Raw genomic sequence first — 25,721 nt, forward strand, 5'->3', positions numbered from 1 at the left:
GTTTTTAATCTTATTTGTTACTTTCATTTGGTTCCACTATCGAGCCAGGAGCATCCAGTTCGTGTTGTGGGATGGGCCATACAAACATTACATCGTCTTTTTCCACCTTCAGGCTGCTGCCGTTTTCCAACGATTGTGCCTGTGGCTTGCGTTCGAATCCTTTGTGCCAGCGTTTCAGGTCGTGCAAGCGGAAACCTTCCATGTAGAGTTCTTTCACACGTTCCTGCTCGATGATGTCCATCGCATTGTCCTTGTTCATGGGAGTAGTACCGCTTCCGTAGGTTGAATAGCGTGCCAGGCGAAGTGTAGAGATGTCCGTTCCCGCTTTGCCATATTCGGGCTGCTCTTTCTGCACATAGGCTTCTGCACGAATCAGGTATTGTTCCGACAGGCGGAAGACTTTGGGCATACATACGTGGAGGATGCGGTTCTCTATAAAACTTTCGTTACCGAAATATTTGATCAGCAAGGGCCAGGTGAGACCGTAGCTTGTTGTCTGGTTCTGGAAGAACGTAGTCACGCGCAGGTCGTTGTTATCATATAGGTTGATAACCCATTCGGCAGGCACGTAGTCCGGGCGGAGGCTCACATAGTCGTAGTTGGCAAAGATACGTCCTAAGGCACCACCATAGGAGGTGACGGTGAATCCTACTTGCCAAATGGTCTCTGTTGAGAAATCGTTGGTCCACATATATTTGTAGTGGCTCACACCGTTTGTAATCGCATTGGTGCAGCTCGACAGACGGTATCTGTTGCTTTCGATGACTTTAGTCGAATATTTGATGGCATCATCCCAGTTCTTCATATATAATGATACACGCGCACGCAAGGCGTGAACAGTATATTCATTGAAGTAGGGAGAGTGGTTGTCGTCATACAAATTTCCAGGATAGTCCTCCTCTATTTTCAACAGCTCTTCGGCACGATCAAGGTCTTCGAGGATAAAGTCATACGAATCTTTCAGCGAAGCGCGCTTCATCTTTTCGTTACCGCCATAATGACAGGTCAGGATGACCCCCAACTGTTGGGCAGCGTCTTCATCGCTTTCGTAGGCTTTGCAGAAGAGTTTCACCAATTCGGAGTAAGCTAATGCACGGGCAAAATAGGCTTCACCACAACATTGGTCGAGTTTGTCCAGTTGTTCATCATTGGTGACGTTCTTTCTTACATTGTCCACTCTGTCGAGCAGAAAGTTGCAACGGTTGATAACCATATAGAGCGAACCGTAGACGGCCTCAATGTCTGTATTAGTGGCGAGGATGTTCTTCCACCGCCAGATATCCCCGTACACGTTTGTATTTCCATTTACTCCATATACAAAGTCGGTTTGCAAGTCGGGCAACAAGGTAAGATTGCCCGAATAAAGGGCACTGCTCTTGAATGCGTCGTAGATGCCGATTACTGCGAGGTCTACGTCCTTTACCGTCTGGATTGCCTTGTCAAAGGGTATCGAGTCTTCGGGAAATTTGTCCAGACAAGATACACAACAGAGTGCCAGCGCAACCGATGTAATATATAATTTGAATTTACTTATCATTTTTGTTACTATCATATTTAGAATGAAACTTCAACACCTAACGTAAACTGACGCGAAGCTGGGTATTGTGCTCGATAGATATTGCTTGCCACTTCAGGATCGAGCCCTTTGAATCCGGTGAAGGTCAGCAAGTTCTGCCCTTGCAGGTAGATGCGGGCGGAAGAGAAGAAATTACTTTTCTTGAACCATGCCTGCGGCAATACGTAAGCTAATGTTAGATTTTTCAGACGAAGGAACGATGCGTTTTCAAGGAAACGATCATCAAGTTGTGCTACTACGCCATAGCGCGGGATGTCTGTGACGTCTCCCGGTTTTTTCCATCTGTCGTACAGAAGTCGTTTGGACTGGTTGTAGGAACTGTACAATCCGTTACTCTCTTCGAAGAAACGGTCGTTGTTCATCACCCAGCGGTTCGCCATCCAGCTGAACTGTGCCGACAATGAAAGCCCTTTCCATGCAAGGCTTGTCCCAAAACCGCCTGCCCAAGGAGAATCGAAGGTTTTACCTGTCATTACTTTGTCTTCTTCGCGGAATTCGGTGGTCAGTTCGCCGTCTTTTGTGTACCACAGAGCGTCGCCGTTGGCGGGGTTCACTCCGGCATAGCGATTGAGGAAGAACTCGTGTACGGGATGTCCTACAACGAACTTAAGTCCGGTGGTAGATTGCACATACTCCGTCACGCCATTGTAGAGTTCCACCAATTTATTCTTGTTGTAAGAAACGTTGGCACTAACGTTCCAGGTGAAGTCTTTCGTACGGATAATGTCTGCATTAGCTGAGATTTCTACACCTCGGTTCACCATTGCTCCTATGTTTTCCCAACGGTTCTTCTCACCAGTCAATGCGTATGATTGCGGTACGAGCATCAGTATATTGGTCGTCTTCTTGTGGTAGAAGTCAACATCCAGACCGATACGGTTGATAAAGCTCAAGCGTAGGCCGACGTTGTTGGTCCATGTCTGTTCCCAACCCAAAGTCGAATTACCGCTTTGCATAGGATAGATTCCGGCTTGCCCAAGATAGTTGGGACCTCCTGATACCAATGCAAGATGGTCGTAGTTAGGTATTTCCGAGTTACCGGACGTACCAGTGCTCAGAGCTATTTGTGCGCCCGATAACCATTTAACATCTTTCAGGAACGCTTCGTTCTTGATGTTCCACATGAAGCCAAGCGACCAAAAGCCCCCCCAACGGTTCTGTTTACCAAAACGCGAAGAAGCATCTGTACGTACTGCCGCTTCGGCATAATATAAGTCCTTAAAATTGTATTCGCCACGGAAGAAGAACGACAGATAGTAATAGGAACTATTGTTGTCTACCCAACTGGTAGCGCGCGTACCGGAACTTAGAGTTGTGAGCATATCGTGTGCTTGCCCTACTGCGATTGCCTGGAAACCTGTAGACTGATAGTTTACTGCTTCTTGTCCCAGCATGAAGTTGAATGAATGGTTGTCGTTCAGTGCCCAACGGTAGTTTGCCGTGGTGGTTTCGCTCAAACTGAGGATGTCCGACGAACTGCGACCGGCAGAACCCGATTCGTTGTTGATGATATAGCTAGGGAAAGACTGCATGAAGGCTGTCGAATGTGTATAGTCTACACCAAACTGAGTATGGATGGTCAGGTTTTTAACTGGCGTAATATCGGCAAATACGGTAGACAATAATTTATATTTCTTATATTGCACGGGATTATTAGCCATCCATTCAATCGGGTTTTGTCCCGTTCCCGTCCATGTCCCGTTATTTTCAGAAGCTAGCGAGCCGTCTTCATTGTAGGGATTCCAATAGGGGAGCATGAAACGTGAGCCGGCAATCGGTGTATAGAGTGCCATAGCACCTTCTTCCGCCTGCTGCACTTCTTCGTAAGTGGTCATCGTGCTAGTACCTACCTTGAGCCAGTTGCTTGCTTTTACTTCAGCATTGGCACGCATGTTGAAACGGCGGAAATTGGAACTTTGTGCAATACCTTCCTGATCGAAGAATCCGCCCGAAACATAGTAGTTCAGACGATCGGTGGCACGGTTAACCGAGAGTTCGTAGCTCTGCAACGGTGCGCTGTCGTTGAATACTTCGTTCAACCAGTTGACATTGGTGCGCGAGAGCAGTTCATAATCCTTTCCTTTATCTATTCCGATTTCCTGCTCAAAGCGGATACGTTCGGGAGTATCCATCAGCATCCATTTATCATCAGATGCGAGTTGAGAAATACCATACTGCGCACGTAAGGTGACTTTTGCTTTGTCGATAGACAGTCCTCGTTTGGTTGTAATCACTACCACACCGTTGGCCGCACGTGCTCCGTAGATAGAGGTGGACGATGCATCTTTCAGCACGGAGATAGATTCAATATCCCCCGGGCTGATGGTGTTGAAGTCTGAACTGGAGATAGGGACTCCGTCAAGAATAAACAGTGGAGATGTTCCCGAATTGATAGAGTTCGTACCGCGAATCTGGAAAACTGCCGCCTTGCTGGGCTCTCCGGAATTGGAGATGACCTGGAGTCCGGGCGTCTGTCCTTGCAGCGATTGGTCGAAACCTGCTGCCGGAACATTTTCCATCTTTTCTGCTTTCACGGTAGCTACGGAACCGGCAATGGTTCCTTTCTTACGAGTACCGTAGGCTACTACCACTACTTCATCTATCAGTTCTGCATCCGATTCGAGCACAACGTTCAACGTACCTGTTCTGGCGTTGACTTCATGCTTTTGCGACTGCATACCGATATAAGAAAAAATTAATGTGGCTTTTGCCGTACCTTTAATTTCAAGAGTATAGTTACCGTAGATATCAGTAACTATACCATTGGTACTTCCTTCTTGTAATACTGACACGCCAATCAATGGTTCATTATCCTCATGGGAAATGACCTTACCCTTTACCAGGAAATCTTGTGCATGGAGAGATTGGGCAGTCAGCACTGCAAGAAAGACAAACCAAAGAATAAACTTTCTCATTTTTGTCTTTAAACTATTATTGATTTTAATTGAAATTAATTTATTTCGTGTATATACATGTCTTTTAATGATAGTTCTGAAAAAGAAGAAAAGTCATCACGTTTTTTAATATTTTTCCAAATAATAGGTAACATTTTTCTGTTATTGAATTTAATTATCATTTAATACGATATATTGCATAATATTTTGCAAATATAATCAATATTATCAAGCACAAACCTCTATAAATAAAAAATAAATACATATAGCCATTTGATTAATTTATATCATACAAGACAAAGCGTCAAAACGAAACAAAGCACACAAATACAACAGAAAAAAACATATATTCACCAGCTATAATATTATAAAATTAGACTTATTTATGTCATATTGAACAAAATATTAATTATACTAAAAACGCCAATATCATATATAAAAAATTACAATAAAAGACTGCATTGTTTGGATAATTATGTCCGAACATCTTGCTTTCGAGCAGTTCTTTATTGAAAGACAAACATCTGACTTCCACAAAATTCTGTTTACTCTGCTTACTATTATGTATGGCTTGCACTCCGTCGGGGAGAAAAACATCGCATAAATCTACGTCAGGCGATTGAATTTCCAGTTATTTGACAGCAGTTCTTCATTCACCTGCCTGACACACTTCATAACCCCAAGTTCCAGTATAAGAGTTCAAAAGCTGTGAATCTGGACTTCATCATCAATAATAAAAATTTTATTCAAACAATTTGTCTACATTAAGAGCCTGTTTAAATTTTCCTGAGATTATGTTAGATAGGCTTTACCGACCAGTTTTTATTCGTCACATAGTCTCCGTCATGCTGCTCACAACAACAGAAAATATACTCGAAAGCAACTCTCAAAACTGTGTCGGGCAAAACTCGGAGCAGGCTCTTAATAACCCACTTTTCATTCATTAATAGAAAAGTTCTCTTTCATTAACTGTAAACTTCTTATTATCAGCATGTAAACTTATTTTTCATTAACCGTAATCTATAAACGCAAGCTTCGTTTATAAAAACAAAGGCTTTGATTATAAAAACAAAGCTTGCAATTATATAATCAAAGCTTGTGTTTATAGTTTGCATCGAATGAAAAGAAAGTTTCCTTCCTGTCCGAAGGAACTTTATACTTAATGGGCGGGAAGTTTTCTATTAATAGCCAAGAGCGCAACTGTTAATACCCCTTCCGCCAACTACAGACGGACGCGACAAGAAAAGCTGGGGTAAGAGCTATAATATTATGACTGAAGAGAATTTAAACAGGCTCTAATATAGAAGAATGGAAAACAGGATGCGCAAATATATTTTTTTATCTGAATCCATGAACATTTCTTCGACACTGTTTGTTATTTCCATAGGAAACTATTTACACTATAAAAAAGATGAAAATAATTATTATAGGGGGAGTTGCAGGAGGAGCCACCACTGCTGCCCGAATCAGACGAGTAGATGAAACAGCAGAAATTATCCTTTTGGAAAAAGGAAAGTATATATCATACGCCAATTGCGGTCTTCCTTATTATATAGGAGGAGTGATAGAGGAACGGGATAAATTGTTCGTGCAAACGCCCGAAGCCTTCTCTACACGCTTCCGTGTGGATGTACGTACAGAAAACGAAGCGATTTTCATTGACCGGAAAAGAAAGACAGTGACCATCCGGCAAAGCAATGAAGACACTTATGAGGAGAGCTACGATAAATTAGTCATCTCCACCGGAGCCTCCCCGGTACGTCCTCCTCTTCCGGGAATCGACCTTAGTGGAATCTTCACACTAAGGAATGTCACCGACACGGATCGGATCAAAGAATATATCAGGAACCACACTCCGCGAAAAGCCGTTATCGTAGGAGCCGGATTTATCGGTCTGGAGATGGCGGAAAACTTACATGCACAGGGAGCAAAAGTATCGATTGTGGAAATGGGCAACCAAGTGATGACTCCTATCGACTTCTCGATGGCATCGCTCGTTCACCAGCACTTGATGGATAAAGGAGTCAATCTTTATCTGGAACAAGCTGTCGCCTCTTTTAGCCGGGACGGAAAGGGATTGAAAGTAACGTTCAAGAATGGTCAGTCCATTTCTGCCGATATCGTTATCCTGTCGATCGGAGTACGCCCGGAAACCAGTCTGGCACGAGCTGCCGAACTGACTATCGGTCCCGCAGGAGGTATTGCCGTGAATGATTACCTGCAAACGTCTGATAAATCGATTTATGCCATCGGTGACGCAATCGAGTTCCGCCATCCGATCACCGGAAAACCCTGGCTCAACTATCTTGCCGGACCTGCCAACCGTCAAGGACGCATCGTTGCAGACAACGTTCTCGGGGCAAAAATACCTTACGAGGGTTCTATCGGCACTTCAATTGCAAAAGTTTTCGACATGACCGTTGCTTCAACCGGTTTACCCGGCAAGCGTCTGCGTCAGGAAGAGATAGATTATATGTCATCTACCATCCATCCCGCCTCTCATGCCGGCTACTATCCGGATGCCATGCCGATGAGTATCAAAATCACTTTCGACAAAAAGACGGGAAGATTGTACGGCGGGCAAATCGTCGGTTACGACGGAGTGGACAAACGGATTGACGAACTCGCGCTTGTCATCAAACACGAGGGAACGATCTACGACCTGATGAAAGTGGAACAAGCGTATGCTCCTCCGTTCTCTTCGGCCAAAGATCCGGTAGCACTGGCAGGATATGTAGCGGAAGACATCATTACCGGCAAAACCAATCCGGTATATTGGAGAGAGTTACGGGATATCGAAATGGAAAATAAGTTCCTTCTGGATGTCCGCACTCCGGACGAATATTCTTTAGGCAGCTTACCGGGTGCCGTGAATATTCCGCTGGATGAACTTCGTGACCGGCTGGCCGAACTGCCGAAAGATAAAATGATTTATACCTTCTGTGCTGTCGGGCTACGAGGCTATCTTGCCTACCGGATATTGACCCAGCATGGATTTGACAAGGTGCGTAATCTCTCGGGAGGGCTGAAAACTTATCGAGCTGCCACTGCTCCGATTATCATACACGAAGAAAATGGTGTCACGGCTACCGTCACCGCCGATGCCCTTGCAAGCCCCGCTAAAACAGTTCGGGTAGATGCTTGCGGGTTACAATGTCCCGGCCCGATTTTGAAAATGAAGAAAACAATGGATACACTGGTGTCAGGCGAACGGGTAGAAATCACCTCAACCGATCCGGGATTTCCGCGTGACGCTGCCGCATGGTGCAGTTCGACGGGCAATCAACTGATTTCGAAAGACAGCTCCGGAGGAAAATCTATTGTTGTCATAGAAAAAGGAGAACCAAAATCGTGCAATATTGTTACTTCATGTGAGGGCAAAGGAAAAACCTTTATCATGTTTAGTGATGATTTGGATAAAGCTTTGGCCACTTTTGTACTAGCAAACGGCGCAGCAGCTACGGGACAAAAAGTCACCATCTTCTTTACGTTCTGGGGACTGAACGTTATCAAGAAGTTGCACAAACCGGAAACTGAAAAGGATATTTTCGGAAAAATGTTTGGCATGATGCTACCTTCCAGCTCTAAAAAACTGAAACTTTCTAAGATGAGTATGGGCGGAATAGGCGGAAAAATGATGCGGTATATCATGAACCAAAAAGGGATTGACTCACTGGAATCCCTGCGCCAGCAAGCGCTGGAAAACGGTGTGGAATTTATTGCTTGCCAGATGTCAATGGACGTGATGGGAGTCAAACAAGAAGAGCTTCTGGACGAGGTGAGCATTGGCGGTGTAGCAACATATATGGAACGGGCGGATAACGCAAACGTCAATCTATTTATTTAAAAAATGAACAAATGAAATATTTAAATAGTGTATGAAAACAATATGTGCAATGCGTGATGTATTCAAAGCAATGGGAAACTTTGAAACAGCATTTGAAAAAATGTACCAGATAACGCTTAATGAAGCAATGATATTGTGTGCCCTTAAAGAGGCTTCGGACAAAGTGACGGCTACCAACCTGTCTAAACAAACCGAACTAAGCCCCTCACACACATCCAAAATGCTGCGGATACTAGAAGAAAAAGGACTAATCGTCCGATCACTCGGAAGTGAAGACCGGAGGCAGATGTATTTCCATCTGACTCAATTGGGTAAACAACGGGTAACCGAACTGGAACTTGATAAGGTAGAAATACCGAATCTGCTAAAACCCTTGTTTCGATAAACGGATTTTTCAAATAAATATCTGTAGATAACAAACGGTGGGCAAACTCCCTATACATAGGGCAGAGTGCCCGCCGTTTTTCTTTCCGTTGTCACAAAGAGAGATGTTAATTCTCCGGCAAAATCAATCTCCAAGCGAACCTTTTTCCGACATTTCTTGTTACTTGTATCAAAAGCTCAAGGTACCTGGGCATGATTTTATATAACCTAAACATTATAAAAGATATGAAGAAATTAATTCCTATTTTATTGGCGGTCTTTGCACTCACTTCATGCGAAAAAGATCCGGACATGAGTAAACTGGATGACAACTATCTGGTATACACTAACTACGACAAGAAAGCCGATTTCAAAGTTCCTACATTCTACCTGGCACCACAGATTCTGGTCATCAACGATAGCAAAGAGCCGGAATATCTCGAAGGTGAAGGCGCAGCACAAATTCTGGCCGCCTATACAGACAATATGGTAGCCAGAGGTTACCAAGCAGCAGCCGACCGGGAAAACGCAGATCTTGGCATCCAAGTAAGTTACATCGAAAGCACTTACTATTTCACCAGCTACACACGACCTGAGTGGTGGTGGGGATATCCCGGTTATTGGGGACCTGACTACTGGGGTGGCAACTGGGGCGGTGGATGGTACTACCCGTATGCAGTAACATATAGTTATAGCACCAACTCCTTCCTGACAGAAATGGTGAACTTGAAAGCCGAACAAGGAGACAATAAAAAACTACCTATTGTATGGACAAGTTATCTCACCGGATTTGAAACCGGTTCCAAAGAGATCAACCGTACTCTTGCGATAGAAGCTGTCAACCAGTCATTTACACAGTCACCTTATCTTACTAACAAATAAACAACTACAACTGTTATGAAAACAATAAAAAACATATACCTCAAGGTAGTAGCCTTAGCGGCTATTGCCATCGCCTTCGCTATGCCGGCTAAGGCACAGCTATCAGACAATGGATATGCGAATATCGACTGGCAGTTCAACGCTCCGCTAAGTAACAATTTTGCTGATAAAGCAAGCGGTTGGGGGATGAACGTCGAAGGTGGTTATTTCGTGACCCCTAACATCGGTTTGGGTCTTTTCCTCAACTATCACAGTAATCACGAATATGTAGGTCGCCAAACTTTCCAAATGGGTAATGGCGAAGTCACTACCGATCAGCAACATACCATTTTCCAATTGCCTTTCGGTGCTGCCGCACGTTACCAATGGAACCGCGGTGGAACTTTCCAACCTTACATCAGTGCTAAACTAGGTGCTGAATATGCTAAAATCCGCTCTAATTTCAGCATGCTGGAAGCAAGAGAAAACAGTTGGGGATTCTATGCTTCTCCGGAAATCGGTTTCAATATATTCCCATGGGCTTACGGACCAGGACTACACGTTGCTTTATACTACAGCTACGGTACCAACAAGGCTGACGTACTGCATTACAATGTAGACGGATTGAGTAACCTCGGCTTCCGCGTGGGTGTATCGTTCTAAAAAGAAACGGTAACTATCATAATATTACATTAATAACAAAGTAAAAGGTGGCTTGTTTATACATCCACCTTTTACTTTCTTTTTTAAATACGGATCATCTTTCCTATTTGTTCTGCATCGCATCGTAAATAGCTCCCTGTATCCGCTCACGAATGTGCAATTGATTCAATTTTCGATTGGTTACGTCCGGATAAATCCGGTTGCTGAGAAATACATAAACCAGTTCATTCACCGGGTCTGCCCATGCACATGTACCGGTAAATCCGGTATGACCGTACACTCCGACAGGTGCGGAAGGAGCACAATTTCCTTTCTTCGGATCATCAGCATCCGGTTTGTCGAAGCCTAATCCACGTCGACTGATCTTCGATGTTTCCGTAGTAAACAACTGGCAGGTTTCTTTACTTAGATAGCGTCGACCGTCTATTTCTCCTCCATTCAGCAACATCTGATAAACGCAGGCTACCTCACGGGCTGTAGAGAAAAGTCCGGCATTACCTGCCAACCCGCCAAAGAAAGCGGAAGCCTCATCATGCACAAATCCCTGCAAGGTCTCTTTACGCAAAAAACGGTCTTTGTTGGAAGGAATAATTTCCGATTTGGCAAAACGGCGTAAAGGCAAGTAGCCTGTATGCTCCAACCCCATCGGTTCGTAAAACTCATGTTGCAGATAGGCTTCCATAGGCATACCTGCCAGTCGTTCTACCAACATACCCAACAGAATGAATCCGACATCACTATATACATAGCGTTTCTGCCTTAACGGAACTTCTATTATTTTCTCTTCCACCACCTTCCGGAAGGAACGGTTTAGCCACAAGCTATCGCAGATTTGAACAGTGTAATCACCGGTCTTGACGGGAGAGACGTATTCACTTTTGAATTTGAACTTCGGATTCGCCCATGAAACCGTTCCCAACTGTAACGGATGCTGGGCATCTTTGCGTGCGCTGAACAATCTTCCGTCATAACTATCTTTATCAATGGCTTCTTGGTAGAAAGGAATCCAGGAAGGTAAACCGGACTGATGGTACAGGATTTCCTGAATCGTTATATCTTTCTTATCGGTATGTTGCAAAAACGGTAAATGATCTGAAATCTTATCTGTCAGATTGAAACGTCCCTTATCGTAGAGTTTCATGATGGCAAGCAAAGTGCCCGTCGTCTTTGATAGGGAAGCTAAATCGTAGATACTGGTAGATTCGACACGCGGACTTCCTTTACCCGCATAAGTACCGAAAGATTTGTCGAACATGATATGACCGTTTTTCAACACTACCACCTGGCAACCGGGATAAGCCCCCTGGCGAATACCGTCTAATGCGATAGAATCGATGCGCTTCAGATGAATGGAAGAAAACCCATATTCTTCCGGCACGAAATGCAACGGTGTCTTGGGAGTAATAATCACCCCTGCACCCGTTGGAAACAATTTTCCCAAGCTTGCCGACAACTGTCCGTCTGCGGATGCCTTGGCAAATAACACATCTGCGACCTGACGCTGCACGTCTACATTATAACTATGTCCCAACACGACCGCCGAAGCATGAGACACAGCCCGCTGAATCTGCAACATCATCTTCCCGGGAGTGAAGAACAGATAAATAGCCGGACTTTGAGGAGCAAACTTCGCAAAGAAAGGCTGATAAGAAGCCAGCCGCTGTTCGCTAATGGCTACAATGATTCGTTTATAGGCAGACAGAGAATCACGCAACCGTCGGTTTTGCTCTTCTGTCTGATTAGCGCGAAGGCAAAAGCGGGTCAAAGAGGTATAACGGGAAAGCTGTTTGGCCAACACATCAGTTTTCCCGGGATTTCCCACTTCGAGCAGTGCAATCTTCTGTTCCTTATCTGCATGTAGAGGGAGGATATGATTCTTGTTATTCAAAACGGTTATTGCCGCTAAATTCAACCGACGAATCAGGTCACGTGTCTGCGGACTGTTAATGCGTTGTTCCAAACCGGATAATTGTACATACGATTTCTTCTTAAGTCCCAACACATATTTATAAGTCAAGACTTTGCGGCATTTGTTTTCAATCTCTTCACGGCTTAGTTCTCCTTTTTCAACAGCAGCCAGTACGGCCGATATCTCGTACTTCAGGTTGCGGGGAGACAGTATCATATCATTACCTGCTTTCAAAGCCTGCAAACTGACATTTCCATTTCCTGCCACACCTTTCATGGCAAGCGCGTCGGTAAATATCAGCCCTTTGAACGCCAGTTCATCGGTCAGCAAATCATACACAACATTACGAGACAAAGAAGACGGAAGCCCGCCAATAGGTTCAATCACAGGAACTTGCAGATGCCCCACCATCATACCGCCCAGTCCGGCACGGATGGCCTCTTTAAAAGGATAAAGTTCCACACTATCCAGACGCTCGCGGGTAAAAGGAAGTATGGGAAGCGCTTTATGCGAATCGACATCGGTATCCCCGTGTCCGGGAAAGTGCTTGCATACAGATAACACCCCGCCACCTTCCAAACCGGAAGCATAAGCAACTACCTTATTTGCCACCTGTTTCGGATCTTCGCCAAAAGAACGGGTATTGATGACGGGATTTTTAGGGTTTATATTCACATCCGCCACGGGAGCAAAGTTTACCTGTACTCCAATCTGCCGGCATTGGCGGGCAACTTCACGTCCGTACTCATAAAGCAACCTGTTGTCGCGGATACATCCCAGCACCATATTTCGCGGGAAGACAGGCGTACCGTGCAAGCGCATAGACAATCCCCATTCTCCATCAAAGGTAATCATCAAAGGGACTTTAGCTTGTCGCTGCGCACGGTTCGTCAGTTCAACCTGTTTTTGCATCTTCCCACCGGAAAAGAGAAGGCCGCCTACTTTATAAGTGTCGATGACTTCGCGCAGCAGATCCAGGTTTTGTTTAGTGTCTACCGGAGCAATGGTATAGATGAATAACTGACCTACTTTTTCTTTAAAAGAAAGTTTATCCATCACCGAATCAACCCAGTGCCGGCAGTTCTTTTCCTGAAGGGCTTTGTACACCAGCAAAGGTTCAACGGTGGTAGCATTCTGCGCCGGACTCGAAACTGTGCCGGCCGCAATAAGAAATAAAAACGTTACTATTAAGGGAATTATCTTCATTTATGTTTCAATGTAAAATCAAGACGGCCTACACGAACACCACTTTTTCCAGTGTGCATGACAGGCACCTCTTTTCCGTCCATATTCAAGTATGTTTTGGGACCTTCCATAAACGTATGGGAGTGTCCGCCCAGAATCACGTCGATATTGTGTGTTCTGGCAACCAGATGTTCATCCATCTGAATGCCCAGATGAGACAGGCATACGACCAGATCACAGCCTTCTTCCTCTTTCAACAAGGTAGCTATCTCGTTGGATACACGGATAGGATCTTCATAAACGACTCCTTCGCATTTATTGGCCTGAATCATTCCTTCCGGCTGGGTTCCGAGACCGAACACACCAATTCTCAAACCATATTTCTCCAGAACGACGTAGGGCTTGACTATATCTTTTAACACCGTAGCATCCAGATTGTAATTGGCACAAACAACCGGGAAATCAGCCATCTTGAAAATGCGGACCATATTATCCATATCGAAATCAAACTCATGATTACCGACCGTCATTGCGTCATAACCCATTTCATTCATCAGTTTGATTTCTACCTCTCCGCGGAACATATTATAATAAGGTGTTCCCTGAGAAATATCTCCGCAATCGAAAAGCAATACATTCTTATGATCTTTGCGGAACTGTTCGAGAAAAGCAGCCCGGCGGACAAAACCACCTTTGTCATAATATCGGTCGCCTTTCTGATTGACAGGTTCGATACGGCTATGCACATCGCTGGTTTGTAAAATGATCACTTCTTTGGTTTCCTGCGCAAAGATTGAAAAAGTGAAGCCCAATGCAAGACATAGCAGGAATAATATCTGAAATCTTTTCATATTCAATATTTTTAGATTCTCCTTTTTATTTTATGGTAATACGTCCGTCCAGTTTGGAGGTAATCACTTTGCCTTCGGCTGTCTGTTTGCGTACATAATCAAGAAATAGTCCGCGCAAGGTAGCATTTTCGGGACAGACTCTCTTTTCTGCCTGCAGGAAAGCATCCATCTGTCCGTTTCCGTCTGCCAGATAGTCGATAGTAGCTACTGTATAAAGCTGGTCATCTTTTAGCGGTTTTCCGGCAATAAATGCATTCAGCAGCTTTCCGTCTTTTGTGATTTCGAGACGGGCACCGCTCACTCCTTCGCCATGCAAAGATGCAATTGCTTCAAACAGATGTCTCAAATCTGTCCCTTTCATAGTCAACACACAAAGTGAATTCTCGAAAGGAAGAATTTCAAAAATATCTCCTACTGTGATATCTCCTTCAGGCAAGATATTACGCAGACCGCCCATATTTACCAATCCCATATCAGCCGGTTTCCCCAACACCTGAACAGCCGCTTGTTGCAAAACACCTGCAACAAGATTGGAAAGTAAACTTTCGGGACCTCCTTTGTCCATTTTCATCGCACTGGTGCCGATGACTTCATACATCATCGCATCCACCTTTTCCTTATAAGGTTTTAAAATTTCGGTAGCTTTCACGTCAGGAGTGGTGTCCCAAACAGAATCAATCGTTATCATGCCACCCTCTACTTTGGTTACTTCGTACTGTGCCGTATTCTCGCGTGCGGTTCGGCAGGAAGTAAACAGAAAACCTCCTGTCAACGCTACCACCATCAGATACTTTACATAAGTCTGTTTCATGTTCGCTCTTTTTTAGATATGCTACAAATATACGAAAACATTTGGCTATCTGGCAAATAATTCGTTACTTTGCACCGCTTTCGCGCAATCGCTGTCAAGAGAAGAGATACTTGGTATGTTGCGTTGTAACGATGAAACAATTTAATAATAAACAACAATGGATTTAATTAAAATTGCAGAAGAAGCATTTGCTACCGGAAAACAGCATCCGAGCTTCAAAGCAGGAGACACTGTAACAGTGGCATATCGTATTATCGAGGGTAACAAAGAACGTGTACAGTTGTACCGTGGTGTTGTTATCAAAATCGCCGGTCACGGAGACAAGAAACGTTTTACTGTACGTAAAATGTCAGGAACTATAGGCGTAGAAAGAATTTTCCCAATCGAATCACCGGCTATTGATAGCATCGAAGTGAATAAGGTAGGTAAAGTTCGTCGCGCTAAATTGTACTACCTGCGTGCTCTTACTGGTAAGAAAGCTAGAATCAAAGAAAAAAGAGTTAACGGCTAAGCGCCGGACCTTTCGATTCGAAATAAAAAAGGGGAACCTCATAATAAATGAAGTTCCCCTTTTTTATTGCTGCCATTCCCGCAAACATTTTCTCAACCATTTTACCTCTATGAGAAAAAATTCTCATACCTATGGGAATAAAATCCTTTCCGAATAGGCCGTAGATGACTTTAAATAGCGGAAAGGAATCATAAAACAAAGCCCCGAAAGTCATAGACTCCCGAGGCTTCATTACCTTTATTATAATAATGATATATTATTCCTTCAAATCTTTCAGTTCCCAAGCCAATGCACTGGCACCCAATACAGCAGCATCGGAGTCTTTCAGCTCGGAAACGAGCAATTTCGTCTTGCCTTTATAGATATTCAACACATTGTCGTCAATTGACTTCTGAATCGGTTTCATGATATAATCCCCCGATTTAGCCAACCCACCGAACAATACAATGGCTTCAGGGCTGGAGAATGCAATAGCATCCGCCAAAGCTTCACCCAAGATATTACCTGTAAATTCGAAGATTTCCTGTGCCAGTTTATCCCCTTGTACAGCTGCGTCATATACATCTTTTGAAGTAATGTTTTCTGCAGGAATGTTACGAAGCAAGCTGGCATCCGTACGAGCGGCAAGGAATTCGCGAGCTGTGCGAGCCACACCGGTAGCCGAACAGTAAGTTTCCAGACATCCCTTACGGCCACAACCGCAGATACGACCGTCGCGACGAGCGATCACGTGACCTAATTCACCTGCAAAACCGTCATGTCCATACACCATCTGACCGTTGATAACAATACCACTACCCACACCGGTACCCAGTGTGATCATGATAAAGTCTTTCATACCACGGGCAGCGCCATAAGTCATTTCACCGATAGCGGCAGCATTTGCATCGTTTGTCAAAGCAGTGGGGATACCCAGTCTTTCTTCAAACATGGCAGCCAACGGAAGAATTCCTTTCCAAGGCAAGTTCGGAGCAAATTCAATTGTTCCCGTGTAATAGTTACCATTCGGAGCACCGATACCGATACCTCTGATTTTATCAACGCCACCATTAGCAATAATCAATGGAAGCAGGTTTTTACACACTTCATCAGCGTATTCTTCTACTGTAGGATAACCAGATGTTTTGATTGAACTGCTGGCAATAATAGTTCCGCGTGCGTCTACAATTCCAAAGACGGTATTCGTTCCGCCTATGTCAATACCTACTACGTAGGGCTTTTCCATGTTTGAATTCATGATACTTTTATTTAAAAGGGTTAGTTAATCATTAAGTTTACTGCACACAAATTACGTAAAGAAGATTGAGTCTACAAAATGTTTTTCAAAAAAAGTTCAACCTCTTTGCAACTTTTCGTGTCTTGCAGTCGTCTAATAGTAGAAAATTATTAGAAAACAGAATCTAAATACAGAAAATTGTGATACTACTAACAAATGTCAACAAGACCTACAACAACGGAGCGCCTCTCCATGTGCTTAAAGGTATCAATCTCAATATCGAACAGGGAGAATTTGTTTCCATCATGGGAGCATCCGGGTCTGGGAAATCAACTTTACTCAATATATTGGGAATTCTCGACAACTACGACACCGGAGAGTATTATCTGAATAACGTACTCATCAAAAACTTAAGCGAAACCAAAGCTGCCGAATACCGGAACCGCATGATCGGATTTATCTTCCAGTCATTCAACCTGATTTCTTTTAAAGATGCCGTAGAGAATGTAGCACTTCCTTTATTTTATCAAGGGATAAGCCGCAAGAAGCGAAATGCACTTGCCTTGGAATATCTCGACCGTCTGGGTTTAAAAGACTGGGCACATCACATGCCCAACGAAATGAGTGGCGGTCAGAAACAACGTGTGGCAATCGCACGGGCTTTAATCACCCAACCGCAAATCATTCTGGCAGATGAGCCTACGGGAGCTTTGGACAGTAAAACTTCCGTGGAAGTGATGCAAATTCTGAAAGATCTTCATAAACTGGGAATGACGATTGTAGTTGTCACCCACGAAAGCGGAGTTGCCAATCAGACAGACAAGATTATACATATCAAAGACGGAGTCATCGAACGTATTGAAGATAATATCGACCACGATGCCTCTCCGTTCGGCAAAAACGGTTTCATGAAATAAGTATTAAAAATGATTGATATTTGGCAAGAAATATACAGTACCATCAAGCGTAACAAGCTAAGGACTTTTCTTACAGGATTTGCTGTGGCATGGGGTATCTTTATGCTGATCGTCCTGTTAGGCGCTGGAAACGGATTGATCCATGCATTCGAGCAATCGGCTTCCGAACGTGCCATGAACTCCATCAAGATTTTTCCGGGATGGACCAGCAAATCATACGATGGACTGAAAGAAGGAAGACAAGTGCAACTGGATAATAAAGACGTGGATGCTACCGGCCATTATTTTCCGGACCATGTCATTAAAGCCGGAGCAACCGTGTGGCAAGGAAGCATTAACTTAAGTTTCGGACAAGAATACGTCAGTTTGAATCTTTCCGGTGTATATCCCAACCATACGGAAGTAGAAGTGGTGAAACTCTTCAAAGGACGTTTCATCAATGAAATTGATATTAAAGAGCGCCGGAAAGTAATGGTGCTCCATAAAAAGACAGCAGAGATTCTTTTCGATAAAACGCATACCGAGCCTATCGGGCAGTTTGTCAATGCCGGTAATGTGGTTTATCAGGTAGTAGGGCTGTATAATGATAAAGGAGACAGCGGAGACAGCGATGCTTACATCCCCTTCACCACCCTGCAAACGATTTACAACAAAGGAGACAAGCTGAATAACCTTGTCATGACTACCAAGAACCTGGAAACGATAGAAACGAATGAAGCATTTGAAGCTCATTACCGCAAGGTGCTGGGGGCCAATCATCGCTTTGACCCGACAGACCATAGTGCTATCTGGATTTGGAACCGGTTTACCAACTACTTGCAACAGCAGCAAGGCTCGAACATGCTACGCATCGCTATCTGGGTGATCGGTATCTTTACGCTGTTAAGCGGGATTGTAGGAGTGTCCAACATCATGCTGATTACCGTAAAAGAACGTACCCGTGAATTCGGTATCCGCAAAGCTCTGGGTGCCAAGCCGCTTTCTATCCTCTGGCTGATTATCGTAGAGAGTGTCACCATTACCACGATATTCGGATATATAGGTATGGTGGCGGGCATCGGAGTGACCGAATGGATGAATAACGCCTTTGGCAATCAGACAATGGATACCGGAATGTGGACGGAAACTGTTTTCCTGAATCCGACAGTAGATATAAGAATCGCCATACAGGCTACACTCACATTAATAATAGCTGGTACGTTAGCCGGATTATTCCCTGCCCGAAAAGCAGTCAGCATCCGACCAATCGAAGCACTTAGAGCAGATTAAGACTATGAGAATAGATATGGATACTTGTGAGGAAATCCTCATTACCATTACAAGAAATAAAACGAGAAGCCTGCTGACTGCATTCGGTGTTTTCTGGGGAATCTTTATGCTCGTCGCCCTGATCGGCGGCGGACAAGGACTGGAAGGCATGATGAAAAAGAACTTTGAAGGATTCGCGACCAACTCCGGCTTCCTTGCCGCGCAGAAAACGGGCGAAGCTTACAAAGGTTTCCGCAAAGGCAGATGGTGGAATCTGGAAGCTATCGACATCGAGCGCCTCCGTTCACAAGTCAAAGATGTGGAGGTCATTACTCCTTCCATTGCCCGTTGGGGTTCCAAAGCTGTATACGAAGATAAGAAATACGATTGCAGCGTGAAAGGATTATATCCGGAGTATCTCCACATCGAATCACAGGAAATGGCCTACGGCAGGTTTATCAACGAAGTGGATATACAGGAAGCGCGTAAAGTGTGTGTCATCGGAAAGCGTATCTATGAAAGCCTGTTCAAACCGGGAGAGGATCCTTGCGGAAAATACATACGTGTGGACGGAATTTATTATCAGGTAATCGGCATGTCTTCCTCCGAAGGGGATATGAACATACAGGGACGGGCTTCGGAAGCTGTCACCCTGCCCTTCACCACCATGCAGCAAACGTACAACTTAGGGGGACGGATCGATGTCATCTGCTTCACCGTGAAGCATGGCATCAAAGTGTCCGACGTACAACCGGAAATGGAGCAGATTATTAAAGCTGCGCATTATATCGCGCCTAACGACAAACAAGCACTTATGTACCTGAATGCGGAAGCAATGTTCTCGATGGTAGACAATCTGTTTACCGGCATCAACATACTGGTTTGGATGGTAGGATTGGGAACTCTGCTGGCAGGTGCCATCGGCGTATCTAATATTATGATGGTAACCGTGAAAGAACGTACCACCGAAATTGGCATCCGCCGGGCAATCGGCGCACGCCCCAAAGATATCCTGCAACAGATTCTATCGGAAAGTATGGTGCTTACCACTATTGCAGGAATGTGTGGAATCTCTTTTGCCGTCATGGTGTTGCAACTGGTAGAAATGGGAGCAAACGCCGACGGAGGAGACGTCTGTTTTCAGATTACCTTCGGACTGGCAATCGGCACTTGTGCTCTTCTGATCGCATTGGGAATGTTGGCAGGTCTGGCACCTGCTTACCGGGCTATGGCTATCAAACCGATTGAAGCTATCCGCGACGAATAAAGAGGTGCGAGGGATTTCAATTATTAATCGTAAACAATAGAAATATAAATAAAGTCATGAAAAAGTATCTGAAAATCACATTATTGGTAGTCATTGCTATCCTTCTTGTCGGAACATTCGTATTCCTTTATCAGAAGTCTAAACCCAAGGTAATCACTTACGAAATAGTAAAACCGGAAGTCACCGACCTCCAAAAGACCACAGTGGCTACCGGAAAGGTGGAACCGAGAGACGAAATTTTAATCAAACCGCAGATTTCGGGTATCATCGACAAAGTGTATAAAGAAGCCGGACAAGCTGTGAAGAAAGGGGAAGTGATTGCCAAAGTAAAAGTAATCCCAGAACTCGGACAACTGAATTCTGCAGAAAGCCGTGTGCGCCTGGCAGAGATTAATGCAACACAGGCAGAAACGGATTTTGCCCGTGTAAAGAAGTTGTACGAAGATCAGCTGATTAGCCGGGAAGAATATGAGAAAAGTGAAGTAGCTTTGAAGCAGGCTCGTGAAGAAAGACAAACGGCTAAAGATAATCTGGAAATCGTAAAAGAAGGGATTACTAAAAATAGCGCATCGTTCAGTAGTACGATGATTCGTTCTACCATCGACGGGTTGATTCTGGATGTACCTGTAAAAGCCGGTAACTCTGTAATTATGAGTAACACGTTCAATGATGGAACCACAATTGCTACGGTAGCCAACATGAGCGACATGATTTTCCGCGGTAATATTGATGAAACGGAAGTGGGACGTATCCACGAACAAATGCCGATCAAGCTGACAATCGGAGCTTTGCAGAATCTGACATTCAACGCCATTTTGGAATATATCTCTCCGAAAGGGATAGAAACCAACGGTGCCAACCAATTTGAAATCAAAGCTGCAATTACTATTCCGGATTCCGTTCAGATTCGTTCCGGATATTCGGCTAATGCGGAAATCGTGTTGCAAAGGGCAAGTCAAGTATTGGCAGTGCCCGAAAGCACTATCGAGTTTAATGGCGACTCTACATTTGTGTACATCATGACAGATTCAGTGCCCGAACAAAAGTTCCGGCGTACACAGGTGACTGCCGGAATGAGTGATGGAATCAAGATAGAAATCAAGAAAGGAATAACTGCACAGGACAAAATACGGGGTGCAGAGAAAAAAGATAAATAATTGAATTCGATGAAAACAATTCGTAAAACCATATCAGCCCTTCTGCTTGCCGGGGTCGGAATCACTTCTATCCAAGCGCAGAACAACTCTCCGCAAGCATGGACATTGCGGCAATGTATCGACTATGCCATCGAGCATAATATAGAGATTCGTCAATCCGCCAACAGTGTTGAAGCCAATAAAGTGAGTGTAAACACTAGCAAATGGACACGTCTTCCGAATTTGAGCGGTAGCGCCAGCCAAAACTGGAGTTGGGGACGTGCTGCTTCTCCGATAGATAACTCGTATAGTGACATTAACAGTGCCAATACCAGCTTCAGCTTGGGAACCAATGTACCTATATTTACCGGTTTGCAACTGTCTAACCAATATTCACTTGCCAAGTTGGATTTAAAAGCCGCTATAGAAGATTTGAATAAAGCCAAAGAAGACATTGCAATCAATGTCACTTCCGCTTATTTGCAGGTTTTATTCAACCAAGAATTAAGTAAGGTAGCCCATAATCAGGTAAATTTAAGCAAAGACCAGCTAAAGCGTATCCAAGGGCTCCACGGAGTAGGTAAAGCGTCCCCTTCTGAAGTGGCCGAAGCACAAGCCCGTGTCGCACAGGACGAAATGACTGCTATACAATCAGACAATATGCACAAGTTGTCATTATTAGACCTCACCCAGCTTTTGGAATTACCTACGCCTGAAGGATTCGTGCTCGAAAGTCCTAAGGAAGAACTTGAGTTCGAATCTCTCACTCCACCGGATGATATATATACACAGGCTCTTGCTTACAAGCCAAGTATTAAGGCTGCAGAATACCGTTTGCAAGGTAGCCTTAATAGCATTCGTATTGCTCAAAGTGCATTCTATCCACAACTCTCTTTCAGCGCCGGTTTGGGTAGCAATTACTATACGGTGAGCGGAAGATCAGGAAACAGCTTCGGCAGTCAGATAAAGAACAACCTGAATAAGTATGTAGGGTTCAACTTGAGCATTCCGATCTTTAATCGTTTTTCTACACGAAACCGGGTACGTACCGCGCGTTTACAACAAATAGACTTATCTTTGAGATTGGATAACGCAAAGAAAGCACTCTACAAAGAGATTCAGCAGGCTTGGTATAATGCTCTAGCTGCAGAAAGCAAATACAATTCCAGTGAAGTGGCAGTGAAAGCCAACGAGGAGTCTTTCCGCCTGATGAGCGAAAAGTTCAATAACGGCAAAGCTACCTTTGTAGAATATAATGAAGCCAAACTTAATCTGACTAGGGCTCTTTCGGATAAGTTGCAAGCAAAATATGACTATCTGTTCCGGACTAAAATTCTGGATTTCTACAAAGGACAAGTCATTGAATAAAAAGAAATATATTTGAGTTTAGTATAGTAGTTCCTTAAAACATATCCGTTTGCGACATCAGATAGATTACAAAACGTTTCGCACAGCAAGGAGTAATAAGTAAAATCGAGGCGGATAGTATCCGCCCCGACATCCAAGTTACGGGCGACGCCCGAAATAGTCTAGCCAGTGAAAAACCGGAGTCTAGTTCTCCTACCACTGAGGAGCAATGAGATTGATATAAATAATAAAGGAATAGGTTATCTTCTTGAACTGCTGCTTCTTTCAGAGGAACGGGAAGAGCTTTGAGTGTTATTACCTCTCGTACTTCCGGAAGAAGAACGTCTTTCTGTTTGTCCGCTGGAAACATTGCTCCGGGTAGAGCTAGAACTACTACGGCTAGAATTACCACGACTGGAAGAACGATTGTTTCTTTCGGAACTGTTATTTCTATTATAGGAACCACTACTATTGTTTCGCCTGCTTGAACTTTCCCTTGAGCTGCTACTTGTTTTTCCACTTTCACGGTTCGGACCGGAACTTGCTTCCGGACGGGGACGAGTCGACGTCCCAGGTCGCGTTGTTGTTCCGGGACGAGACGTATTAGGACGAGACGTATCAGGACGAGTAGATGTGCTTGGACGAGATGTTCCGGGACGTGTTGCCGATGCCCCCGGACGGGAAGAATGACCCGGACGCGTCGGTGCATTATGCGGACGCATGGAAGTATTGGGACGGAACCGGACAGAACCGAAGTCCGAACGACGGTAGGAGTGATATACTCTCTGATCTCTCACCCGGTGCGGTGCAGAGTAATGGTTGAAATTAGTATATCTTCCCCGATAGTAGCTTGCATGGTGAAAGTGCGGACGATAATGCGCTCCACAATAAGTACGGTAATGATAAGGCACACCAAAATAAAACAAGCTATGGTTCGGGTAATTGATGTAAACCCTGAAACTCCATTTCCCTCCGGTTACATAAATCGGTCGATAGAAATACTCGGCACCCAGAAACCGGCGATACTGTGCATCGCTCAATACCCAGCGAAGATCGTCGTTACGGATATCCAAAGCTTCATAATAATCATCCAATGCCCATTCGTAACCACGTGCTACGTAATCCATTATATTACGGACAGAATAAATAAAGTCGTAATTAATCTCATACGCATCATTATATTGCTGTGTACTCAAGCTCAATTCATACGCCATCTTATCGGTAAGAAAACGTGTCTCCTTACGTACCTTGCCGGTGCTCATTCCAGCCATTACGGTCATATTGGCAGTCAGACCGACCGCAAAGAGTAAAAACAGTATTCGTTTCATCATTCAATCTCCTATCATTTATTATTCTGATAATATTCCTCAATAAACATGCTTAACATATCTCTATAATCGTACAGTTCTATAACCGTACAGTCAATATAGTATCAATGCTCACTGTATTCCTTCACAAAATCATACATCTTTTTTTTGTTAGAAGAAAATGTCAGACTATTAATCACCATAAAGAAAGCCTCTTTATCCACAATCCGCGGATATATCATTTTCATAATCTTCATTCGCTCATTATCGAACGCATAGAATTTCACCAACTGAAGACATTGATCGGCCGTAAAATCAGAACTAGCCAATGCAGCATTGATTAACGCAATGCGATCTTTCTCGAAAGGCTCATTCTTGACATTATCAAAAAACGCTTGAAAAAGCTGTTTGTTCATTACCCTGTCATACCGATCATAAACCGGGCGATGTCCACCGTGTTCCGGACGTCCGGGTCTGTTGTCCGGACGCATCTCATCACGTCCATTCACCATTATTTCCATTACACCGCTTCCTTTGAAATAAACACGTTCATTGTACAATCTTTCCCCTTTCCATACTCGTTCACCGGGCCGGGTAAACCGGGTGGCATACACTTCGACGGTATAATAGCCCGATTTCAAATTAGCAACGAAACAAGTGGTAGTTGGCAAACAGATTTGGTTTCCTCCCAGGTAAACAAGTATCGGAGTATTCCCACCGTCAATGCGGATTCCGTTAACAGACTGTGCTTGTAAGGAAAGGGCAGCGAACAGGATGCAGAAACTTATTATAATCTTACGCATAACTTATTTGGTTTTTATTATTTATATCTTTAATCTGATACCACAAAAATAGGGTGAGGAAACTCCCCACCCCAATGATTCTCTCTATTCGTATGTAGGGAAATCCCTATTCTGTTTAGGAATCCGCCAAAACAATGCCATCCTCGTGCAAGGTAATCAGACGTTTCTTATACAAGTCGCCCACTCCTTTCTTAAAGGTTTTCTTGCTGACACCAAACGTGCCGTAGATATCTTCCGCAGGGCTTTTATCATTCAAGTTGATTCGTCCCCCGTGCTCTTTGATATATTCTAGCAGCGTTTTCGAAAAATCGTCAATCTTTTCAAAACCGGGTTTCTGAAGAATCAAATCTACCTTGCCATCTTCACGCACCTGTTTCACAAAAGCTTTCATCTCCATCCCTGTCTCCAACGGACAGAATATTTCATTTTCATACAACAAACCGCTATACATATCATCTATAATTGCCTTAAAGCCTAAGTCCGTCTTCTGCCAGATAAGAATATTCACCTCTGCTCCCGAAGCATATTCCGGCTTTTCTTTCGACAGATAACGTTCCACTTTTGCCGAAGCTACAATACGATAACTCTCTTCATCCACATGTGCATGAACCACATACTTCCGTCCAACCTGCATTTTCATCTTCTGCTCACGGAACGGCACAAACAGGTCTTTCATCAATCCCCAGTTCAGGAAAGCTCCGTATTGATTTACCCAGGAGACTTCCAGACAAGCAAACTGTCCGACTTGCACTAACGGGGTCAGTGTCGTAGCAATCAGCCTCTCATCCATATCCAGATAAAGAAACACATTCAAAATATCCCCTATCTTACAATCCTCGGGCACATAACGGGTAGGCAACAAAATCTCACCTTCTTCCCCACCGTCGAGATATACGCCGAAATCGACTTCTTTCACGACTTCAAGCTGGTTGAACTTTCCTAATTCGATGCTCATATTCTTATCTATTTATTATATAAGATACAAAGATACAACAAAGAAGCGAAAGTG

At 44.0% G+C, this 25,721-nt stretch carries 18 protein-coding genes and 3 pseudogenes; 11 read left to right on the forward strand and 10 right to left on the reverse strand.

What is annotated here, in order from left to right:
- Nucleotides 1–10: 10 nt before the first annotated feature.
- The 3 genes and pseudogenes from A4V03_RS15830 to A4V03_RS21695 all read right to left on the reverse strand — a co-directional run.
- Nucleotides 11–1,537, reverse strand: coding sequence for a RagB/SusD family nutrient uptake outer membrane protein (locus A4V03_RS15830; protein ID WP_065540466.1), 1,527 nt, complete (start codon nt 1,535–1,537; stop codon nt 11–13).
- A 17-nt stretch (nt 1,538–1,554) separates the two neighbouring features.
- On the reverse strand, nt 1,555–4,491 hold the full coding sequence (locus tag A4V03_RS15835; RefSeq protein WP_065539579.1) for a SusC/RagA family TonB-linked outer membrane protein: 2,937 nt from the start codon (nt 4,489–4,491) through the stop codon (nt 1,555–1,557).
- A gap of 493 nt (nt 4,492–4,984) precedes the next feature.
- Nucleotides 4,985–5,220, reverse strand: a pseudogene (locus A4V03_RS21695) (response regulator); the annotation flags it as partial.
- Between the two features lie 661 nt (nt 5,221–5,881).
- On the opposite strand from A4V03_RS21695, the pseudogene A4V03_RS15840 reads away from it, so the two are divergent.
- From A4V03_RS15840 to A4V03_RS15855, 5 genes and pseudogenes are all read left to right on the forward strand, one after another.
- Nucleotides 5,882–7,540: pseudogene (locus A4V03_RS15840) on the forward strand (FAD-dependent oxidoreductase); the annotation flags it as partial.
- A 45-nt stretch (nt 7,541–7,585) separates the two neighbouring features.
- Nucleotides 7,586–8,317: pseudogene (locus A4V03_RS21700) on the forward strand (DsrE/DsrF/DrsH-like family protein); the annotation flags it as partial.
- Nucleotides 8,318–8,348: 31 nt separating this feature from the next.
- A complete protein-coding gene (locus A4V03_RS15845) occupies nt 8,349–8,702 on the forward strand; it encodes a winged helix DNA-binding protein (protein WP_065539581.1) in 354 nt (117 codons plus the stop codon).
- A gap of 224 nt (nt 8,703–8,926) precedes the next feature.
- On the forward strand, nt 8,927–9,562 hold the full coding sequence (locus A4V03_RS15850) for a DUF4136 domain-containing protein (RefSeq protein WP_065539582.1): 636 nt from the start codon (nt 8,927–8,929) through the stop codon (nt 9,560–9,562).
- A 15-nt stretch (nt 9,563–9,577) separates the two neighbouring features.
- A complete protein-coding gene (locus tag A4V03_RS15855) occupies nt 9,578–10,204 on the forward strand; it encodes a porin family protein (RefSeq protein ID WP_065539583.1) in 627 nt (208 codons plus the stop codon).
- Nucleotides 10,205–10,307: 103 nt separating this feature from the next.
- Here the strand turns inward: A4V03_RS15855 and A4V03_RS15860 are convergent, their stop codons facing one another.
- The 3 genes from A4V03_RS15860 to A4V03_RS15870 are packed head-to-tail and all read right to left on the reverse strand — an operon-like array spanning nt 10,308 to nt 14,960.
- Nucleotides 10,308–13,319, reverse strand: coding sequence for a glycoside hydrolase family 3 N-terminal domain-containing protein (locus A4V03_RS15860; RefSeq protein ID WP_065539584.1), 3,012 nt, complete (start codon nt 13,317–13,319; stop codon nt 10,308–10,310).
- Complete coding sequence (locus A4V03_RS15865; RefSeq protein WP_065539585.1) at nt 13,316–14,149, reverse strand: bifunctional metallophosphatase/5'-nucleotidase; 834 nt, start codon at nt 14,147–14,149, stop codon at nt 13,316–13,318. The genes A4V03_RS15860 and A4V03_RS15865 overlap by 4 nt, the downstream gene beginning before the upstream one ends.
- Before the next feature lie 25 nt (nt 14,150–14,174).
- Entirely contained in the window at nt 14,175–14,960 is a 786-nt protein-coding gene (locus A4V03_RS15870; RefSeq protein ID WP_065539586.1) for a 5'-nucleotidase C-terminal domain-containing protein, read from the reverse strand.
- Between the two features lie 157 nt (nt 14,961–15,117).
- On the opposite strand from A4V03_RS15870, the gene rplS reads away from it, so the two are divergent.
- On the forward strand, nt 15,118–15,471 hold the full coding sequence (gene rplS / locus A4V03_RS15875) for a 50S ribosomal protein L19 (protein WP_008026232.1): 354 nt from the start codon (nt 15,118–15,120) through the stop codon (nt 15,469–15,471).
- A 256-nt stretch (nt 15,472–15,727) separates the two neighbouring features.
- On the opposite strand, the gene A4V03_RS15885 is transcribed toward rplS, so the two are convergent.
- Nucleotides 15,728–16,708 (reverse strand): ROK family protein, encoded by a 981-nt coding sequence (locus A4V03_RS15885; protein ID WP_065539588.1) that lies wholly within the window; start codon nt 16,706–16,708, stop codon nt 15,728–15,730.
- A 179-nt stretch (nt 16,709–16,887) separates the two neighbouring features.
- Between A4V03_RS15885 and A4V03_RS15890 the strand changes: the two genes are divergently transcribed.
- The 5 genes from A4V03_RS15890 to A4V03_RS15910 are packed head-to-tail and all read left to right on the forward strand — an operon-like array spanning nt 16,888 to nt 22,623.
- Nucleotides 16,888–17,604 (forward strand): ABC transporter ATP-binding protein, encoded by a 717-nt coding sequence (locus A4V03_RS15890; protein WP_024987890.1) that lies wholly within the window; start codon nt 16,888–16,890, stop codon nt 17,602–17,604.
- A gap of 9 nt (nt 17,605–17,613) precedes the next feature.
- The gene (locus A4V03_RS15895; protein ID WP_065539589.1) at nt 17,614–18,873 is read left to right on the forward strand and encodes an ABC transporter permease; all 1,260 of its coding nucleotides are present in this window, start codon (nt 17,614–17,616) and stop codon (nt 18,871–18,873) included.
- Nucleotides 18,874–18,877: 4 nt separating this feature from the next.
- Nucleotides 18,878–20,119, forward strand: coding sequence for an ABC transporter permease (locus A4V03_RS15900; protein WP_065539590.1), 1,242 nt, complete (start codon nt 18,878–18,880; stop codon nt 20,117–20,119).
- 56 nt (nt 20,120–20,175) lie between these two features.
- Complete coding sequence (locus tag A4V03_RS15905) at nt 20,176–21,276, forward strand: efflux RND transporter periplasmic adaptor subunit (RefSeq protein ID WP_065539591.1); 1,101 nt, start codon at nt 20,176–20,178, stop codon at nt 21,274–21,276.
- Nucleotides 21,277–21,285: 9 nt separating this feature from the next.
- Nucleotides 21,286–22,623, forward strand: coding sequence for a TolC family protein (locus A4V03_RS15910; protein WP_065539592.1), 1,338 nt, complete (start codon nt 21,286–21,288; stop codon nt 22,621–22,623).
- A gap of 239 nt (nt 22,624–22,862) precedes the next feature.
- Here A4V03_RS15910 and A4V03_RS15915 read toward each other — a convergent pair whose 3' ends face one another.
- From A4V03_RS15915 to A4V03_RS15925, 3 genes are all read right to left on the reverse strand, one after another.
- Nucleotides 22,863–23,930, reverse strand: a complete 1,068-nt coding sequence (locus A4V03_RS15915; RefSeq protein ID WP_065540467.1) for a hypothetical protein — start codon at nt 23,928–23,930, stop codon at nt 22,863–22,865.
- A gap of 104 nt (nt 23,931–24,034) precedes the next feature.
- The gene (locus tag A4V03_RS15920) at nt 24,035–24,712 is read right to left on the reverse strand and encodes a DUF4476 domain-containing protein (protein WP_065539593.1); all 678 of its coding nucleotides are present in this window, start codon (nt 24,710–24,712) and stop codon (nt 24,035–24,037) included.
- A 115-nt stretch (nt 24,713–24,827) separates the two neighbouring features.
- Entirely contained in the window at nt 24,828–25,667 is an 840-nt protein-coding gene (locus A4V03_RS15925; protein WP_065539594.1) for a CvfB family protein, read from the reverse strand.
- Nucleotides 25,668–25,721: the final 54 nt, after the last annotated feature.

It is taken from the genome of Bacteroides caecimuris (genome assembly GCF_001688725.2).
GTDB lineage: Bacteria > Bacteroidota > Bacteroidia > Bacteroidales > Bacteroidaceae > Bacteroides > Bacteroides caecimuris.

Coding starts and splice junctions, on each gene's coding strand:
- A4V03_RS15830 (WP_065540466.1), bottom strand. CDS start 1,537: ATGATAAGTAAATTCAAATTATATATTACATCGGTTGCGCTGGCACTC.
- A4V03_RS15835 (WP_065539579.1), bottom strand. CDS start 4,491: ATGAGAAAGTTTATTCTTTGGTTTGTCTTTCTTGCAGTGCTGACTGCC.
- A4V03_RS15845 (WP_065539581.1), top strand. CDS start 8,349: ATGAAAACAATATGTGCAATGCGTGATGTATTCAAAGCAATGGGAAAC.
- A4V03_RS15850 (WP_065539582.1), top strand. CDS start 8,927: ATGAAGAAATTAATTCCTATTTTATTGGCGGTCTTTGCACTCACTTCA.
- A4V03_RS15855 (WP_065539583.1), top strand. CDS start 9,578: ATGAAAACAATAAAAAACATATACCTCAAGGTAGTAGCCTTAGCGGCT.
- A4V03_RS15860 (WP_065539584.1), bottom strand. CDS start 13,319: ATGAAGATAATTCCCTTAATAGTAACGTTTTTATTTCTTATTGCGGCC.
- A4V03_RS15865 (WP_065539585.1), bottom strand. CDS start 14,149: ATGAAAAGATTTCAGATATTATTCCTGCTATGTCTTGCATTGGGCTTC.
- A4V03_RS15870 (WP_065539586.1), bottom strand. CDS start 14,960: ATGAAACAGACTTATGTAAAGTATCTGATGGTGGTAGCGTTGACAGGA.
- rplS (WP_008026232.1), top strand. CDS start 15,118: ATGGATTTAATTAAAATTGCAGAAGAAGCATTTGCTACCGGAAAACAG.
- A4V03_RS15885 (WP_065539588.1), bottom strand. CDS start 16,708: ATGAATTCAAACATGGAAAAGCCCTACGTAGTAGGTATTGACATAGGC.
- A4V03_RS15895 (WP_065539589.1), top strand. CDS start 17,614: ATGATTGATATTTGGCAAGAAATATACAGTACCATCAAGCGTAACAAG.
- A4V03_RS15900 (WP_065539590.1), top strand. CDS start 18,878: ATGAGAATAGATATGGATACTTGTGAGGAAATCCTCATTACCATTACA.
- A4V03_RS15905 (WP_065539591.1), top strand. CDS start 20,176: ATGAAAAAGTATCTGAAAATCACATTATTGGTAGTCATTGCTATCCTT.
- A4V03_RS15910 (WP_065539592.1), top strand. CDS start 21,286: ATGAAAACAATTCGTAAAACCATATCAGCCCTTCTGCTTGCCGGGGTC.
- A4V03_RS15915 (WP_065540467.1), bottom strand. CDS start 23,930: ATGAAACGAATACTGTTTTTACTCTTTGCGGTCGGTCTGACTGCCAAT.
- A4V03_RS15920 (WP_065539593.1), bottom strand. CDS start 24,712: ATGCGTAAGATTATAATAAGTTTCTGCATCCTGTTCGCTGCCCTTTCC.
- A4V03_RS15925 (WP_065539594.1), bottom strand. CDS start 25,667: ATGAGCATCGAATTAGGAAAGTTCAACCAGCTTGAAGTCGTGAAAGAA.